Annotated in this window: 18 protein-coding genes; 1 reads left to right on the top strand and 17 read right to left on the bottom strand. The window is 38.7% G+C overall.

All coding sequences use genetic code 11. From position 1 onward, the window contains the following. The 15 genes from O3598_RS00225 to nth form a co-directional block, all read right to left on the bottom strand. On the bottom strand, positions 1-1,179 hold the full coding sequence (locus tag O3598_RS00225) for a phosphoglycerate kinase (protein WP_009661227.1): 1,179 nt from the start codon (positions 1,177-1,179) through the stop codon (positions 1-3). A 17-nt stretch (positions 1,180-1,196) separates the two neighbouring features. Next, positions 1,197-2,207 carry a type I glyceraldehyde-3-phosphate dehydrogenase gene (gene gap / locus O3598_RS00220; protein ID WP_060807769.1) on the bottom strand — a complete coding sequence of 337 codons (1,011 nt, stop codon included), beginning with the start codon at positions 2,205-2,207 and terminating at the stop codon, positions 1,197-1,199. A gap of 51 nt (positions 2,208-2,258) precedes the next feature. Then, entirely contained in the window at positions 2,259-3,284 is a 1,026-nt protein-coding gene (locus O3598_RS00215) for a sugar-binding transcriptional regulator (protein WP_005383581.1), read from the bottom strand. A 192-nt stretch (positions 3,285-3,476) separates the two neighbouring features. Beyond that, entirely contained in the window at positions 3,477-4,103 is a 627-nt protein-coding gene (gene upp, locus O3598_RS00210; RefSeq protein ID WP_005376354.1) for a uracil phosphoribosyltransferase, read from the bottom strand. A gap of 185 nt (positions 4,104-4,288) precedes the next feature. Further along, on the bottom strand, positions 4,289-5,530 hold the full coding sequence (gene glyA / locus O3598_RS00205; protein WP_371451360.1) for a serine hydroxymethyltransferase: 1,242 nt from the start codon (positions 5,528-5,530) through the stop codon (positions 4,289-4,291). 59 nt (positions 5,531-5,589) lie between these two features. Then, positions 5,590-6,027 carry a ribose 5-phosphate isomerase B gene (gene rpiB / locus O3598_RS00200; protein WP_005376273.1) on the bottom strand — a complete coding sequence of 146 codons (438 nt, stop codon included), beginning with the start codon at positions 6,025-6,027 and terminating at the stop codon, positions 5,590-5,592. Positions 6,028-6,038: 11 nt separating this feature from the next. Then, complete coding sequence (locus O3598_RS00195; RefSeq protein WP_038148832.1) at positions 6,039-6,479, bottom strand: low molecular weight protein arginine phosphatase; 441 nt, start codon at positions 6,477-6,479, stop codon at positions 6,039-6,041. Between the two features lie 115 nt (positions 6,480-6,594). Beyond that, positions 6,595-7,629 carry an L-threonylcarbamoyladenylate synthase gene (locus O3598_RS00190; protein WP_371451358.1) on the bottom strand — a complete coding sequence of 345 codons (1,035 nt, stop codon included), beginning with the start codon at positions 7,627-7,629 and terminating at the stop codon, positions 6,595-6,597. Between the two features lie 4 nt (positions 7,630-7,633). After that, entirely contained in the window at positions 7,634-8,503 is an 870-nt protein-coding gene (gene prmC, locus O3598_RS00185; protein ID WP_371451357.1) for a peptide chain release factor N(5)-glutamine methyltransferase, read from the bottom strand. Next, positions 8,496-9,578, bottom strand: coding sequence for a peptide chain release factor 1 (gene prfA, locus O3598_RS00180; protein ID WP_005376124.1), 1,083 nt, complete (start codon positions 9,576-9,578; stop codon positions 8,496-8,498). The genes prmC and prfA overlap by 8 nt, the downstream gene beginning before the upstream one ends. Positions 9,579-9,592: 14 nt before the next feature. Beyond that, positions 9,593-10,504, bottom strand: coding sequence for a DUF1385 domain-containing protein (locus O3598_RS00175; protein WP_005379205.1), 912 nt, complete (start codon positions 10,502-10,504; stop codon positions 9,593-9,595). 57 nt (positions 10,505-10,561) lie between these two features. After that, on the bottom strand, positions 10,562-10,759 hold the full coding sequence (gene rpmE, locus O3598_RS00170; protein ID WP_004696185.1) for a 50S ribosomal protein L31: 198 nt from the start codon (positions 10,757-10,759) through the stop codon (positions 10,562-10,564). Between the two features lie 73 nt (positions 10,760-10,832). Further along, positions 10,833-11,102 (bottom strand): YdbC family protein, encoded by a 270-nt coding sequence (locus O3598_RS00165; RefSeq protein WP_005376370.1) that lies wholly within the window; start codon positions 11,100-11,102, stop codon positions 10,833-10,835. A gap of 102 nt (positions 11,103-11,204) precedes the next feature. Then, positions 11,205-12,644: a hypothetical protein gene (locus tag O3598_RS00160; RefSeq protein WP_371451355.1), complete on the bottom strand. Its 1,440-nt coding sequence runs from the start codon at positions 12,642-12,644 to the stop codon at positions 11,205-11,207. A 1-nt stretch (position 12,645) separates the two neighbouring features. Further along, on the bottom strand, positions 12,646-13,281 hold the full coding sequence (gene nth, locus O3598_RS00155) for an endonuclease III (protein WP_009661077.1): 636 nt from the start codon (positions 13,279-13,281) through the stop codon (positions 12,646-12,648). 123 nt (positions 13,282-13,404) lie between these two features. Between nth and O3598_RS00150 the strand changes: the two genes are divergently transcribed. Continuing rightward, positions 13,405-13,674, top strand: a complete 270-nt coding sequence (locus O3598_RS00150; protein ID WP_005383607.1) for a DUF896 domain-containing protein — start codon at positions 13,405-13,407, stop codon at positions 13,672-13,674. A 46-nt stretch (positions 13,675-13,720) separates the two neighbouring features. Here O3598_RS00150 and O3598_RS00145 read toward each other — a convergent pair whose 3' ends face one another. Both O3598_RS00145 and tnpA read right to left on the bottom strand, forming a co-directional pair. Further along, positions 13,721-14,968 (bottom strand): aminotransferase class I/II-fold pyridoxal phosphate-dependent enzyme, encoded by a 1,248-nt coding sequence (locus O3598_RS00145; protein ID WP_371451353.1) that lies wholly within the window; start codon positions 14,966-14,968, stop codon positions 13,721-13,723. 246 nt (positions 14,969-15,214) lie between these two features. After that, a complete protein-coding gene (gene tnpA, locus O3598_RS00140; RefSeq protein ID WP_371451351.1) occupies positions 15,215-15,676 on the bottom strand; it encodes an IS200/IS605 family transposase in 462 nt (153 codons plus the stop codon). Positions 15,677-15,701 lie beyond the last annotated feature (25 nt).

The following is a 15,701-nucleotide window of genomic DNA, read 5'->3' as shown; positions in this document are numbered from 1 at the left end:
TTAGGCCTCTGTTAAAGCAGCAATACCTGGCAAAACCTTACCTTCCAATAATTCAAGGGATGCACCGCCACCAGTCGAAATATGGCTAATTTTATCTGCTAAGCCGCTTTTTTCAATAGCAGCTACAGAATCACCACCACCAACGATAGTCATAGCATCAGATTCTGCAACGGCTTTAGCTACTGCATTCGTACCAGCTGCAAAATTATCCATTTCAAATACGCCCATTGGGCCATTCCAAATGATAGTTTTCATATTAGCCAATGCTTCTGTATATAAGTCACGTGTTTTAGGACCGATATCCAAAATCATCCAGCCATCTTCGATGTTATCGACATCCACGATTTTTGTGTTCGCATCATTGCTGAAAGCATCTGCCACTACAGCATCGATAGGTGTCAATAATCTAGCACCTGCAACGCGTGCCTCCATAACTAAATCTGTAGCGATAGCATCTTGACCATCTTCATATAAGGAACTACCGATGTTACAGCCTTGAGCCTTAATGAAAGCATTCGCCATACCGCCGCCGATAATCATAACATCTACCTTAGGTAATAGATTGGAAATAACAGAAATCTTATCTGTTACCTTAGCACCACCGATAATGGCAGCCATAGGTGTTTTTGGATGTACTACAGCGGCACTTAGTGCATCAATTTCTTTTTTAAGTAAGAAACCTGCACCCATAGGGATGTAATCAGCAATGCCAACTACAGATGCTGCATTACGATGAGATACACCAAATGCATCATTGATAGCTACATCAGCAAGAGAGGCTAATTGTTTAGCAAACTCAGGATCGTTTTTAGTTTCTTCGTTATGGTAACGCAAGTTTTCAAGCATCAACACATCGCCAGGTTGTAATGCTTCAACAGCTGCCTCAACCTTAGGACCAACACAATCATCGACAAACGCAACTGGTTTGTTGATAAGCTCAGATAAACGTTTAGCACAAGGAGCCAATGTCATATCCGGTTTACGTTCACCCTTTGGACGACCAAAGTGAGATGCAAGAATTACCTTAGCATTGTGGTCGATTAAATATTTGATTGTATCTAGTGCACCACGAATGCGAGTGTCATCAGTGATGACACCATCCTTCATAGGCACATTGAAATCTACACGTACAAAAACGCGTTTATTATCTACATTCATATCTAAAATGGTTAATTTCATCCTAGAATTTCCTCCCATTATAGACCTTTACTAGCTACGAAAGCTGCCATATCGATAAGGCGTTCAGAATAGCCCCATTCATTATCGTACCAAGAAACAACTTTCACCATGTTACCATCCATAACCATTGTCAAATCAGCATCAACAATGGAACTACGAGGATCAGAACTAAAGTCACAGGATACCAATGGCACATCGGATACACCAAGAATACCTTTTAATTCACCAGCTGCTGCTTTGCGGAATGCTTCGTTGATTTCTTCTTTTGTAGCAGTTTTTTCAAGTTCGCAAACAAGATCTGTAGCGGATACATCTGGTGTAGGAACACGCAATGCAAAACCATCTAATTTACCTTTTAATTGAGGCAATACTTTAGCAACAGCCTTTGCTGCACCAGTTGTTGTAGGAATGATAGACATAGCTGCTGCACGAGCACGGCGTGGATCTTTATGACGTGCATCAAGAATTTTTTGGTCATTTGTATAAGAATGAATTGTAGTCATCATACCACGTTTGATACCAAATTCATCACATAATACTTTAGCAAATGGAGCCAAGCAGTTAGTTGTACAAGATGCATTAGAAATAATGTGATGTTTTGCAGGATCGTACATATCTTGGTTAACGCCCATAACCATTGTTAAGTCTTCATTTTTACCAGGTGCAGAAATCAATACTTTCTTAACAGTAGGTTGATTCAAATGAACCTTTGCTTCTTCTGCATCGCGGTATTTACCAGTACATTCCATAACGATTTCTACGCCTTCTTCAGACCAAGGCAATTTAGAAGCATCACGGTCATGGAATACGCGGATTTTTTTGCCATCTACATAAATATTTTCATCGTCAAATGTTACTTCATTAGGGATTGTGCCATGTACGGAATCGTATTTTAACAATAATGCAGTACCCTCATTATCACCAGTCGCATTAATAGCTACTACTTCAACATCTGGATTATTAATTGCCGCACGTACTACACATTTACCAATACGACCGAAACCATTAATACCAACTTTAACTGCCATTGTTTTGTCCTCCTCAAAAGAACTATATAATACTAAAAATAATAAACTAAATTATAACGCAGGAATATTTAGTAATTGGCGCATACCTTCTGCTGCTTGGTCATCTATTATGAGGATTCCCTTTTTACAAGACCTCATAACGCTAATAATAGCACCAGCTTTATCAAAGCCACCTGCTACAGCTACGACATGCGGTATATTCACTATATCCCTTAATGAAAGCCCTATGTTATTCGTCGCATAGACGATAGAACCATCCATAGAGCAATACTGACCTAATGCTTCACCTACGGCATCGCCATCAACGAGTTGACGGCGCACATCCTCCGGTATATGTCGTACATCGGCCATATGGAGTGCTTGACCAATACCAAAAACTAATATATCAGTTCTATGGATTAATTCGCTAATCTCCTTGATTTGTGGTTCTAATGTTACAAGCATATCTAGGGAATCTTTAGATAGCCCATCTGGTAAATGAAGCATCTTATACGAGCCATGCCAACGTTCTGCTAATACAGAGGCGATTACATTCGCTTGATATTCGACGACTTCACCAACACCACCACGGGCTGGTACAACCACGGGATGCAACACACTACTAGGCATTTCATCAGCCATTGCCGCCATGGTACTACCGCCACTAACGGCTATAACAGACTCATCGGTTACCATACGTTGAACCACTTTCGCAGCAGTAAAACCTAAGCGTTTTAACATTAATGATCCTTCACTTGGTGTGATAATAACATCATCAATATGTAATGCCGCTTTCAACCGTTGCTCTAATTCGCCAACACGCTCATATTCATAAAGAATACTCCTTAATTTGGGAACTAGTTCTCGTCCTTCAGCACTTAGATAGATACCAGGTTTAGAGATTTCAACTAATCCGTTACCACGTAATGCATCAACATGAGATCGTACTGCACGTTCTGATATATCCGTAGCTAGTGCTAAACTCCTACGGCCAAGAGGTTCTTCATAGGCTAGATGACTCAATAATTTGTAGCGATCCTTTAAGACGGTCATTAATTCCGGTGCTATACGCTCGCATACCATTAACAACTCATTCATAGGGTTCCTCCTTTACCCTTTGATAAGGATAACGATATTCGTCCCAGACAAACAAAATTAGTCCCACCTAGAATAAAAAAATACTTCTACATGATTATTTTATACCTTATTACAACTTTATTCAAGTAAAAAACGCCCTTTCGGGCGTCTTTTACATCGTATTTATAGATATATGTCTATCATATATCGTGATTATTTTGTACCGAAAATACGGTCCCCTGCATCACCTAAACCAGGTAAGATATAGCCATGTTCATTCAATGTTTCATCAAGAGCGGCTACATAAATAGGTACATCAGGATGTTCTTTATTAACAACCTCTACACCTTCAGGTGCTGCTACAAGGCACATCAATTTAATACTCTTTGCACCTTTCTCTTTCAATAACGTAATCGCTGCAGATGCACTACCACCAGTAGCTAACATTGGATCTGTAACGATGAAATCGCGTTCGCCTACATCACTAGGTAATTTGCAATAATATTCTACTGGTTTTAATGTTTCTGGATCACGATATAAACCGACATGACCAACCTTAGCTGTTGGAATCAAGCTAAGCATGCCATTTACCATGCCAAGACCAGCACGAAGAATCGGAATAATGCCTAATTTTTTGCCGGCAATGCGTTTACCTGTCATCTTAGTCAATGGTGTTTGCACTTCTACATCTTCTAATGGCAAATTGCGTGTAATTTCATAGCCCATCAACAATGTAATTTCATCTAATAATTCACGGAAATCTTTTGAACCTGTTTGTACATCACGCATCAATGTAACCTTATGATGAATCAATGGATGTGTCATAACATTAACGTTCATGATTATGCCCCCTATAAAAACAATCCGAATCCGAAATCATTATTTCGGCCTTTTACTATTCATACATACTCTATCACATATTTACAAATCCTGCCATATAAATATGACCACTACAACATAAAAAGGGTGAGCAAGAAAAACTCTTACTCACCCTTTTGGGTTCTTACTATACCGATACCTATAAATTATAAGTTAGGATATAAAGGATATTTTTCACATAATGCAGCTACGCGTTTTGCAGCATCTTGATGTTTTGCTGTATCTTCTGGGTTTTGAAGTACTGTAGCAATAATATCTGCAATTTCTTTCATATCGTCTTCTTTAAGACCACGTGTAGTCAATGCAGGTGTACCTAAACGAACACCACTAGTTACAAATGGGCTAGCTGGATCGAATGGAATTGTATTTTTATTAGCTGTGATACCAATTTCATCAAGAAGATGTTCTGCTTCTTTACCAGTCAAACCTGTATTGCGCACATCTACAAGCATAACATGTGTATCTGTACCACCAGAAACGATAGTCAAACCTTTAGCTATCAATTCAGCAGCCAATACTTTTGCATTTTTAATAACTTGTTCAGCGTATACTTTAAATTCTGGTTGTAATGCTTCACCTAATGCAACAGCTTTTGCAGCGATAACATGCATCAAAGGACCACCTTGGATACCAGGGAATACAGCTTTATCAACAGCTTTTGCATATTCTTCTTTGCACAAAATCATACCGCCACGAGGGCCACGCAATGTTTTATGTGTTGTAGTTGTAACGATATCTGCATATTCTACTGGATTTGGATGTAAACCAGCAGCTACAAGGCCCGCAAAGTGAGCCATATCTACCATAAAAATCGCGCCTACTTCATGAGCTACATCAGCCATTTTCTTGAAGTCGATTTGACGGCTGTAAGCACTGCCCCCAGCAATAATCAATTTAGGTTTTGCTTCTAACACGATTTTGCGGAATTCATCATAGTCGATTTGTTGAGTTTCTGCATTAACACCGTAAGGAACAACATTGAAATATGTGCCAGATACGTTTACAGGAGAACCATGTGTTAAGTGACCACCATGGGACAAGTTCATACCAACAATAGTGTCACCAGGTTTTAACATAGCAAAATATACAGCAAAGTTAGCTTGAGACCCAGAATGTGGTTGTACATTTGCATGTTCTGCACCAAATAAACGTTTAGCGCGTTCAATAGCCAATGTTTCTACTACGTCCACATGTTCGCAACCACCATAATAACGTTTGCCAGGGTAGCCTTCAGCGTATTTGTTAGTCAATACACTACCTTGAGCTTCCATAACGGCTTGGGATACGATATTTTCAGAAGCGATCATTTCTAATTTATCGCGTTGACGCATTAATTCTTGATCGATAACTGCTTTAACATTAGGGTCTTGTTTTGCTAAGAAACTCATGGGAATCCTCCTTGAAACATATATAAATATAATGTGATAACTAATTGAATAAAGATGTATTATTTTTCAAGAGCAGAAATTTTTTCTACGCGACGCGCGTGACGTCCGCCTTCAAATTCTGTATTAAGCCAAATTGTAACAATATCCTTTGCAAGGCCCGGTCCAATAACGCGTTCCCCCATCGTAAGAATATTGGCATTATTATGTTCGCGACTCGCATGTGCGGAAAATGTATCGTGACAAAGCGCTGCACGTACACCTGCAATTTTGTTGGCTGCAATACCAATCCCAATGCCTGTACCACAGATTAAGATGCCTCGATCTGCTGCACCATCTACAACGGCATGTGCCACTGGTTCAGCAATATCCGGATAATCACAAGATTCTGTACTATGTGTACCAAAATCTTCCACTTCATGGCCTAATGTAGACAATAATTCCTTAATTTCTTGTTTTAAATGTAATCCACCATGATCACAACCAATAGCAATTTTCATAGCTCTATCTCCTATTCTTTTGATGCTACTAATCCAGCTTTCACCAAATTATAAATTTGCTCAGCACATTGATTATACACGTCTTGATTTGAACCGAAAGGATCTACCACATCTCCTGTACCATGCCCCCATTCAGCAAGGGTTTGAATTTTAGCTACTTCAAAAGGAAATTGACGAAGTAACACAGATTTATGATCTTGTGTCATACCAATAATCAAATCCGCTGAATTGACAAGCTCCATTGTAAGAGGTCTTGATTCATGGCCAGAAATATCGGCGATAGATTGAATCGCAATCACAGCTTCTTCTGTAGGCTTGGCACCATAAGCAGCAAATAATCCAGCAGAAACTACATTCACATCTAGACCAAGCTCTGTTGCCAAGGTCCGCGTAATACCTTCTGCCATTGGGCTACGACAGGTATTACCAGTACATACATACAAAATATTCATAATGACATCCTTACCGCCACAATTTCTGTGGCTATTTATACATTATAGCAAATACATCCAATATGTAAAGACATTTTTCTATTATGAATGGACATAATAAATATTACATAATTGCTTATAAATAGATAATATGACCAGCACACGCCTTTTCCATGCGATTCATAACCGCTACGCCGAGGCCTGTATTCACAACACCTTCTGCTAAAATATAGTCTACATCACATTCATTAAAATGATGTAATGTCTTATAAAAATCGTGAGCTAAGGCAACCGCATCACCACTATGTCCATATACATGAAATTCACCGTGTACACTATCTTTTAACAATTCATATGTTTCTTGGCTAACCAAAAATGCACCACGCTTAGTGTCCTGTTCATGAATTACATTATTGAAAGCTTCCGCCACATCCTTGGGATTACCTATAAATGCACGCATAGGTGCATCTGGAGCATAATGCTTATACTTCATACCAGGAGCCTTTGGCGCTTCATTTTGAGACGACAAAAATGGATCATAGGACACATTATCCACAACTTGTTCTAACATTTCTTTTGTAATTCCACCGGGTCGTAAGATGGTCACTCCATCATCTCGAACCTCTACAACAGTAGATTCCACACCGATCGTACAGATTCCAGCATCCACAATATAAGGAATACGTCCATTCATATCATCATAAACGGATTGTGCCGTAGTCGGGCTTGGACGGCCTGAAATATTAGCACTAGGCGCTGCGATGGGCACACCGGCCAATTCTAATATGTTACGGCATACAGCGTGGTCTGGACAACGTAATGCCACGCGATTTAAACCACCAGTTGCACGGTCAGGCACGAGATCTGATTTAGGCAATGTAATTGTTAAAGGACCAGGCCAAAAAGCCTCAATCAAGGCCTTTGCTGTTTCAGGTATTTCTTTCACAAGCGGTTTAATGCTTTCCGCATTGGGTACATGTAATATTAATGGATTATCTGAAGGACGACCTTTAGCAGCATAAATTTTATCCATTGCATCTGCATCGAGGCCATTAGCACCAAGACCATATACGGTTTCCGTAGGAATTGCTACAACATCACCATTACGCAACGCATGTGCAACTAATTGAAGATTATCTCTTGTAAGTTCGGTAATGATTTTAGTCTCCACATTCTCACCCCTTTACGCGAGCCGTCACAACACGATTAATGCCCGCTAAATCTACTGCAAAAGATATATCTACATAGGAGCCAACAGCCTCCAGTAAAGATTTTACATCTTCAGCTTGATCATATCCTACCTCAAAAGCTACAAGTCCATGAGGTTTTAAATATGTAACGCACTCCATAGCTAACTGACGATAGAAATCAAGTCCATCTTCACCACCAAATAATGCAATATGAGGCTCATTAAGTACATCAGGAGACAGGATTTTCTTATCCTCTAATCGAATATACGGCGGATTAGATACAATCACATCAAACAACTCATTATGATGTTCTAAATAAGAAAACATATCTGATTCGTGAAATTCGCTACGATTCTCTAGCTTAAATGCTTCTTGATTCTTTGTGGCTATTTCAAGTGCATCACGAGAAATATCAAGGCCCATCCCCGTTGCTGTAGGCAAATAATGTAAGAGGCTTAGTAAAATAGTACCAGGTCCCGTACACATATCAAGAATACGAATAGCGTCTTGTTGATGATACGTACTTAATACATATTCTACTAATGTTTCTGTATCAGGACGAGGAATGAGGACCTTATCATTTACAGCAAATGTCAATCCCATAAAATCTTTTGTTCCTGTTAAAGATGCTACAGAATATCCTTTAGCCCGTTCAATGACAAGCGGCCTAAATCGATCTAGTTCTTCTTGCTCTAATGGTTGATCATAATTCGTATATAGATATATACGATTCTTCCCTAAAACGTGAGAAAGCAGTACTTCCCCATCAAGACGAGGTGTATCCATCCCCTTGCTTTGAAAGTACTGCTCTGTCCACTGGAGAATACGACCAATCGTCCAAATCTCCTTATACATTTGTATTAGCCTCCTGCATTTTAGCTGCTTGATCAGCGGCATTTAAGGCTTGAATAATTTCATCGAGATCACCATTTAAAATGGCATCCAATTTATACAATGTTAAATTGATACGATGATCTGTTACACGACCTTGTGGATAGTTATAGGTACGAATACGTTCACTACGATCACCTGTACCAACTTGGCTCTTGCGGTCTGCGGCCATGCTAGCTGTAGCCTCTTGTTCGGCTTTATCTTGCAATTTTGCACGCAATACGCGCATCGCTTTTTCTCTGTTTTGTAGCTGAGAACGTTGATCCTGACAAGCTACGACAATACCTGTTGGTAAGTGGGTAATACGGACAGCAGATTCTGTTTTATTAATATGCTGACCACCGGCACCACTAGCGCGATATGTATCGATTTTCAAATCCTTATCATTGATTTCAATATCAACATCTTCCATTTCAGGAAGTACTGCCACAGTAACCGTAGATGTATGTACACGGCCTTGTGTTTCTGTAGCTGGAACCCGTTGTACACGATGTACACCAGATTCAAATTTCATCTTGGAATATACATTCTCACCATCTACAGAGAATACAACCTCTTTAAAACCGCCTAGTTCAGGTTCATTAGCATCGATAATTTCACAACGCCACCCTTGGCTTTCAGCATATTTTGTATACATACGGAATAAGTCGCCTGCAAACAATGCCGCTTCATCGCCACCAGCGCCACCGCGAATTTCGATAATAATATTTTTATCATCGTTAGGGTCTTTTGGTAATAAAAGAATTTGTAATTTTTCTTCTAATTCCTCTTTTTGAGGTTTTAATTCTTTCAATTCTTCTTGAGCCATTTCACGGAATTCTTCATCCATTGTTTTGTCTTCAATGACTTCCATGGCTTCATCAATACCAGCTAACACCTTTTTATATTCTCTAAAAGCTTCTACAGTTTCAGATAATTGGGCATGTTGACGTGTTAGTTTACGCCATTCATCTTGACGCGCAATGACTTCAGGGTCACTGATGCGTTGCTCTAGATCCATAAATTTATCTTCAATAACTTGTAATTTATCTACTAACATATATAACCTCAATCTTAATATGTTTCATCTTCATAAGCATCTTCTTCTGGAGGACGTACCTCTTCTAGAGCACGAATAGCCACTTCGATTTGATCTGCTTCTGGTTCACGGGTCGTCATATATTGCAACGCCAAGCCCGGTTTAACGAGAGATTTTACAAAGGAGCTTTCACTACGTCCTGCAAAACGAATAAATTCATAGGCAATACCTGCTACAACGGGCATCAGTAAAACACGTGACACAATGCGCTCTAGCAAATTAGGCCAACCTAAAAAGGCAAATACAAATATACTAACTACCATTACAATGAGTAGAAAATTAGTCCCGCATCTCGGATGTAAACGAGATTGAGCACGCACATTTTCTACGGTCAAAGGTAGATCATTTTCATAAGCATGAATGGTTTTATGCTCTGCTCCATGGTATTGGAATACACGTTGTATATCCTTAGTTTGACCAATACCCCATATATAGAGCAAAAACAAAGCCAATCGAATAGCACCTTCAACCAGGTTCAAAATAAAGTGATTATCTTGAATACCAGGAATAAATTTAACTACAAATGTAGGAAGGGCCACAAATAAAGCGATTGCAAATAGTGTGGAAAATACCATGGTAATGGCAATTTCACTATTCGACATTTCTTCCTCTTCATCACCAGCCGCTTTCGCAGAGAAGGACAAGGCCTTCATACCGATAACAAGAGATTCATATAAGGCTATACAGCCTCGTAAAAAAGGTTTCTTTAATATAGGATATCGCTCTTGAATGGACGTGGTAGCTTCCTTTTGCACCACGATAGAACCGGAAGGCTCACGTACAGCTGTCGCCGTATATCCTGGGCCACGCATCATGACGCCTTCAATGACAGCTTGTCCACCAACGAACTTCTTAATACGTTCTTTTGCCAAAGGATTTCCTTTCATAAACAAATAGAGGCAGAGCCCAAAGCCCTGCCAATAATTGTTTCGCTACATAAACTATTATTTACCGTAACGTTTGTTAAATTGTTCGATACGACCACGAGCTTGAGCCGCACGTTGTTGACCAGTGAAGAACGGATGGCATTTGGAGCAAACGTCTACACGAAGGTCTTCTTTTACAGAGCCAGTTTTGAATGTGTTACCACAACCGCAAGTAACTGTAGCTTCTTTATAGTCTGGATGAATACCTTGTTTCATTCTATACACCTCTTTCCAGCAATCAATATTATTCTTATAGATTATAGCACGATAATGCGTACAAATCAAGAAACTACTCTTTAGAAGCCTGTTTTTCTTCAATTGCTTCCGCTAAGATAGTTTCTAAATCACTTTCATTCAAAAGATCGCGTAATGCAATCAATTCTTCCAAGGAAAGAGTAATCCCTTTTTTCATACTTGTATATTCGCTATCCCAAGCACGAAGATCAAATTTAGGATTATATTTCCCCCAGCTTGTGCATGTAAGTTGTTTTTTCCAGCCATCTTTATCTTCTGATAATGTGCCGATAACTTTGAAAATTTCGAAATTAATAACAGCCATTGTTACCTCCCTCCTCACCTAATTACAGTGTACACTATGTGTCAAATTATGTAGTTCTAAATCGATACGATATATTGTAAACCAAATTACCTATATTGACAATTATTTTTTATAGTCACTGTAGTCTTCAATATCGATGGATGTCGTCGGAGGCATTACGTCAGCACCCAAAGAATTCATATTTTCTTGCCATGATGCTCGTGCAGATTTGATAGTCTCTTTATACGCTTCATCAATATTTTTGGCCGCATTAACTAGTAGCGATTCATCATTTACATCGAGTACACGGCGACGTACGCTGCTAAGCATATAGCCGAAGGATTCTTCTGTTTGAACGAGCATAGAAATCTCTTGCATTAAGGTTTGCCCAATTGTGCTAGAGAAATATGTATACCACATATATGCCAATTCTACATCAGGGAACATCCAATATACACCCGTACTAGGTGCTTCTGTACCCATAGACACCTCTACATGGTCACTATAGCGGGTAAAAGCTAAGTAATACGCTCCATTTTCACGAAGTGCCGCACGTCCTAGTTCTGAAACACGACTATCTATACAATAAATGCCATCCTGACCTAAAGCTACATCAGTTTGACCGCCAGGCAATAAAATAGAACGTAAAGACAAACCGTAGTTTAATACAGTAAATACCGGTAATTGAGCAAAGACGCCATGAGGCAATGGAATATAATTAATAGCTTTCCAGTCATCACCAACTCGTTCACGAAGGCCTACACGCATCTTTTTAACATCATATTTACCATAAATGATTTCATAAGCCCCAAGTGGAGTCCATTCACGAATAGATTCTACACGTTTTTGGTTCAAAAAGAATTGTAATGCCATATTATTCAATCCCAATTGATTTTGTGCCATCGTTGCTGGTAAGAATAATTGAGCAGTCCCTTCTGGAACCAAATTATGCAAACCATTAGCTACCTCTTCTACAATATCTTCAGAGGATTGGAACATACCAACCGTACCTGTAAAGATATGGTCAAAATAGCTACGATGAGGCCATTGATTAATAATCTGAGCCATTGGATACAATCGAGAAATAATGCTATAGCATACAGAAGATGCTGTATAGAGGACAACCTTTTTATCCTCATAAGATTGTAAAATTTCATCTATCATGCCAGCGTATTCTTCTACATACGCATATAAGACGAGCTCTCCTGTTTTACTATGACTTTCTATACTTTCACGAACAGGCGTTTCCCATATAGTTCCTACGTCAAGACCATCTAGAATTCCAGTATCACTAATAAAATCAAAGAGTTCTACCGTAAATGAAGGGCCGTACAATGCACGAAAAGTATTTACATCATATGAAATAGGTCCAAAGGATTCCACCGTAGATTTCTCAGCTAATCCATATAAGTCCTCTGGTGTAACACCCCATTCACGAGAATTCGCATTGCTAGAAAGCAATTGATCTAATACTTTAAAACGCATTAATTCGTTGACGATATCAATACCTTCTATGCCATATTGAGCACAAAGGGCAATTAGTTCTTCATTATTCTTTTTCATATTAAACCTTTCCTGCTGACGGACAAAGATGATGTAAAAAACAAGTTTCACATAGAGGCTTACGAGCTTTACAAACACGTCGTCCATGATAAATCAGCCAATGATGAGCTGCAGACCACTTCTCTTTTGGTATAGCCTTTTGCAATTTTTGTTCCATTTCTTCTGGCGTCTTTGCAATACCTAATTTCAATCGGTTTGCTACACGGAACACATGTGTATCCACCGCAATAGCTGGTGTTCCGAATAATACGGATACCACAACGTTTGCCGTTTTTCGACCTACACCGGGTAATTCAACGAGCTGATCAAATTCACGTGGCACTTCTCCATGATATTGTTCTACCAATATATGACAAGTGGCAATCAAATTCTTTGCCTTTGATTTATACAAACCACAATCCTTGATAAGAGCTTCTAGTTTTGTAACACCAACCTCTAGCATCTTAGCCGGATGATTTAATGCAGGGAACAATCGTTTTGTAACAATGTTAACCCTCTCATCTGTGCACTGTGCAGATAACACAACAGCAACTAATAATTCAAATTCATTTGTGTATTCAAGAGCAGGTTTAGCATCAAAATAATGTTCTTCTAATAATGCTAATTGTTCTGCCTTAATTGCTTTCGTAACACGCACGATAAACTCCTTTCTCACCTGTGAAAGTACGAACTCGTACAATTTATATCTTACCATACGTATTCATTAAGTTCTATGTTATAATAAATTATGTTATTCTAATATAGAATACAGGAGGCAATTATGACCAATATTAACGATACATTAAAACGTATAAATGAACTAGCAGCTAAGAAAAAATCAGGTCAAGAACTAACACCTGAAGAATTAGCCGAAAAGAAAGAGCTATATAACATCTATTTAGGCTTTATTAAAGGACAAATCACAGACACCTTAGATCGCGTTGAATTTGTTGATCCTAAAACAGGTGAACGAACAGCACCTAAAAAAGCGCTTGAAAACTTAGCGTTAGAGGCAGATAAAGAAATTAAAGAACGTAAGGACATTCACTAACACTAAAAGGCACTTCAATTTGAAGTGCCTTTTTAAATTCATTTCTTTATAATTTGCCTAATCGTTTCATTGCATCATAGATTTTTTCAGCTAATCCCTTCATTTGGAATTTAGGAATACCACATGCAGCGATACGAATACCATTGCCTAAGGCAATGCAATAAATATGTTCTTTTTTAAGTTCTTCACAAATAGCGGTACCAGAATCAGTTGGTATAGTTATAAAGAAACCACCACGATATGGCAACATAGGTAAGCCCACTTGTGCTGCCTCTTGTTTAAAGATATCTGCACGATCGCGAATCAATTGATAATAACAATTACGTTCGTCCTCATAAGCCTTAAATTTATCAGGATCAGAAACGATATTAGCCATAGTGCGCATTGCTGGACGACAAATATTAGACCAGGTTGCACGGCTAGTCGATTTATTCACTTCTAAGAATTCATCGGCGATTTCTTCATCAGAAGAAATACCAATCATAGCGCCAACACGTTGACCATACATTGTAAAGCCCTTAGATAAGCTATAACATACACAAACTAGGATTTCCTTTGGTAAGTGCCCCATCTTTTTAAAGAATGCGCGGACTTCTTCTTTTTCACCAGAATAATCCAAATAAGCCACATCGATACCAATGATGACGTTATTGCGACCAATAGCAACTAATTCTTTCAAGAAACTAAGAATAGAATCCCAGTCCTTATCCTCTACAGAATATCCTGTAGGATTATTACCTGGTGTATTAAATAAGATAACAACATTTGTTTGTTTAGCAGCTAATTCCTTAACACGATGTTGGAATGCATCATGATTAAAGTTATTATGTTCATCAAATAAAGAGTATGTAACAAGTGTACGTCCATTATCACTGCAAATAATGCGGTATGCACCCCAGTACCAATCTGCAGTTAATACTTCATCACCAGGTTCAGTATAGTTATGTACCAAATGATGAATACCGCCTGTACCACCAGTGGTTGCGATGCTACGAATAAAGCCGTCAGGACGAGAATCACCAAAGCATTCTTTTTCAGCACATTCCAAATATTGTAGAATCCCTGCAATAGGGGCATATCCAATATGTTCGGTGTCAGATAAATTTAAATATTCTTCTTTTACAGTTTTTAAGAATACTAAATTACCTTCTTCATCATAAATAGCACCCAAAGTACCATTTACTACATTTTCACGACCATTTAATTTTGTATCTTCCGCCGCCTGTCCTGCAGTTACAAAGATTACATCTTTTAATTTTTTTCCTCTTGCGTGTTTCGCTGCTACACTTGTCATCGCATACACCATCCTAACTAAAAAGAACTATTACATCAATATCATACCTAAAGTTAAGCATTTATACAATGAGTATTCATGAAAAATATTGTATACATGAGTGAATCAGAACCACCCGTAAAACGGGTGGTTTGCTCACGGGCTATAAGCCCGTAGTACTAGGCCAGCGTCTAAAGGCGCTGGCTTTCACTACGTTCAAGCCGCATAGCCATTGACTCGTAACGGCCCCCTTAAAGGGGATATGTATTACTTGCTACCCTTAAAAGGGTCCTCATATTCTTTTACACTAAGTTTATCTTTCATTTGGTCATGTAACTCTTGCTCACGTATATATTTTTTTACGGTAGCTTCATTTAATCCTACCGTACTTACATAATATCCCTCGGACCAAAAGTGTCTATTTCCAAATTTATACTTTAAGTTTGCGTGTTTATCGAACATCATTAGCGCACTTTTACCCTTTAGATATCCCATAAAAGATGAAACTGATATTTTAGGTGGAATTAACACTAGCATATGCACATGATCTGCCATAAGCTCCCCCTCTATAATCTTGACGCCCTTATATCCACATAAACGTCTCAGTATTTCACGTAAACTATTTCTGTATTGATTATATATAACTTTACGTCTATACTTAGGTGTAAATACTATGTGGTATTTGCATAACCATTTTATGTGCGCAAGGCTCTGTGTCTTTGTTGCCATATAAAATCACCTTTCTTTTGTATAT

The sequence above is a fragment of the Veillonella atypica genome, from assembly GCF_041431435.1.
GTDB classification, from domain to species: Bacteria; Bacillota; Negativicutes; order Veillonellales; family Veillonellaceae; genus Veillonella; species Veillonella atypica.
Note: the sequence above shows the minus strand (reverse complement) of the source record. Positions and strands in the feature narration are given on the sequence as shown.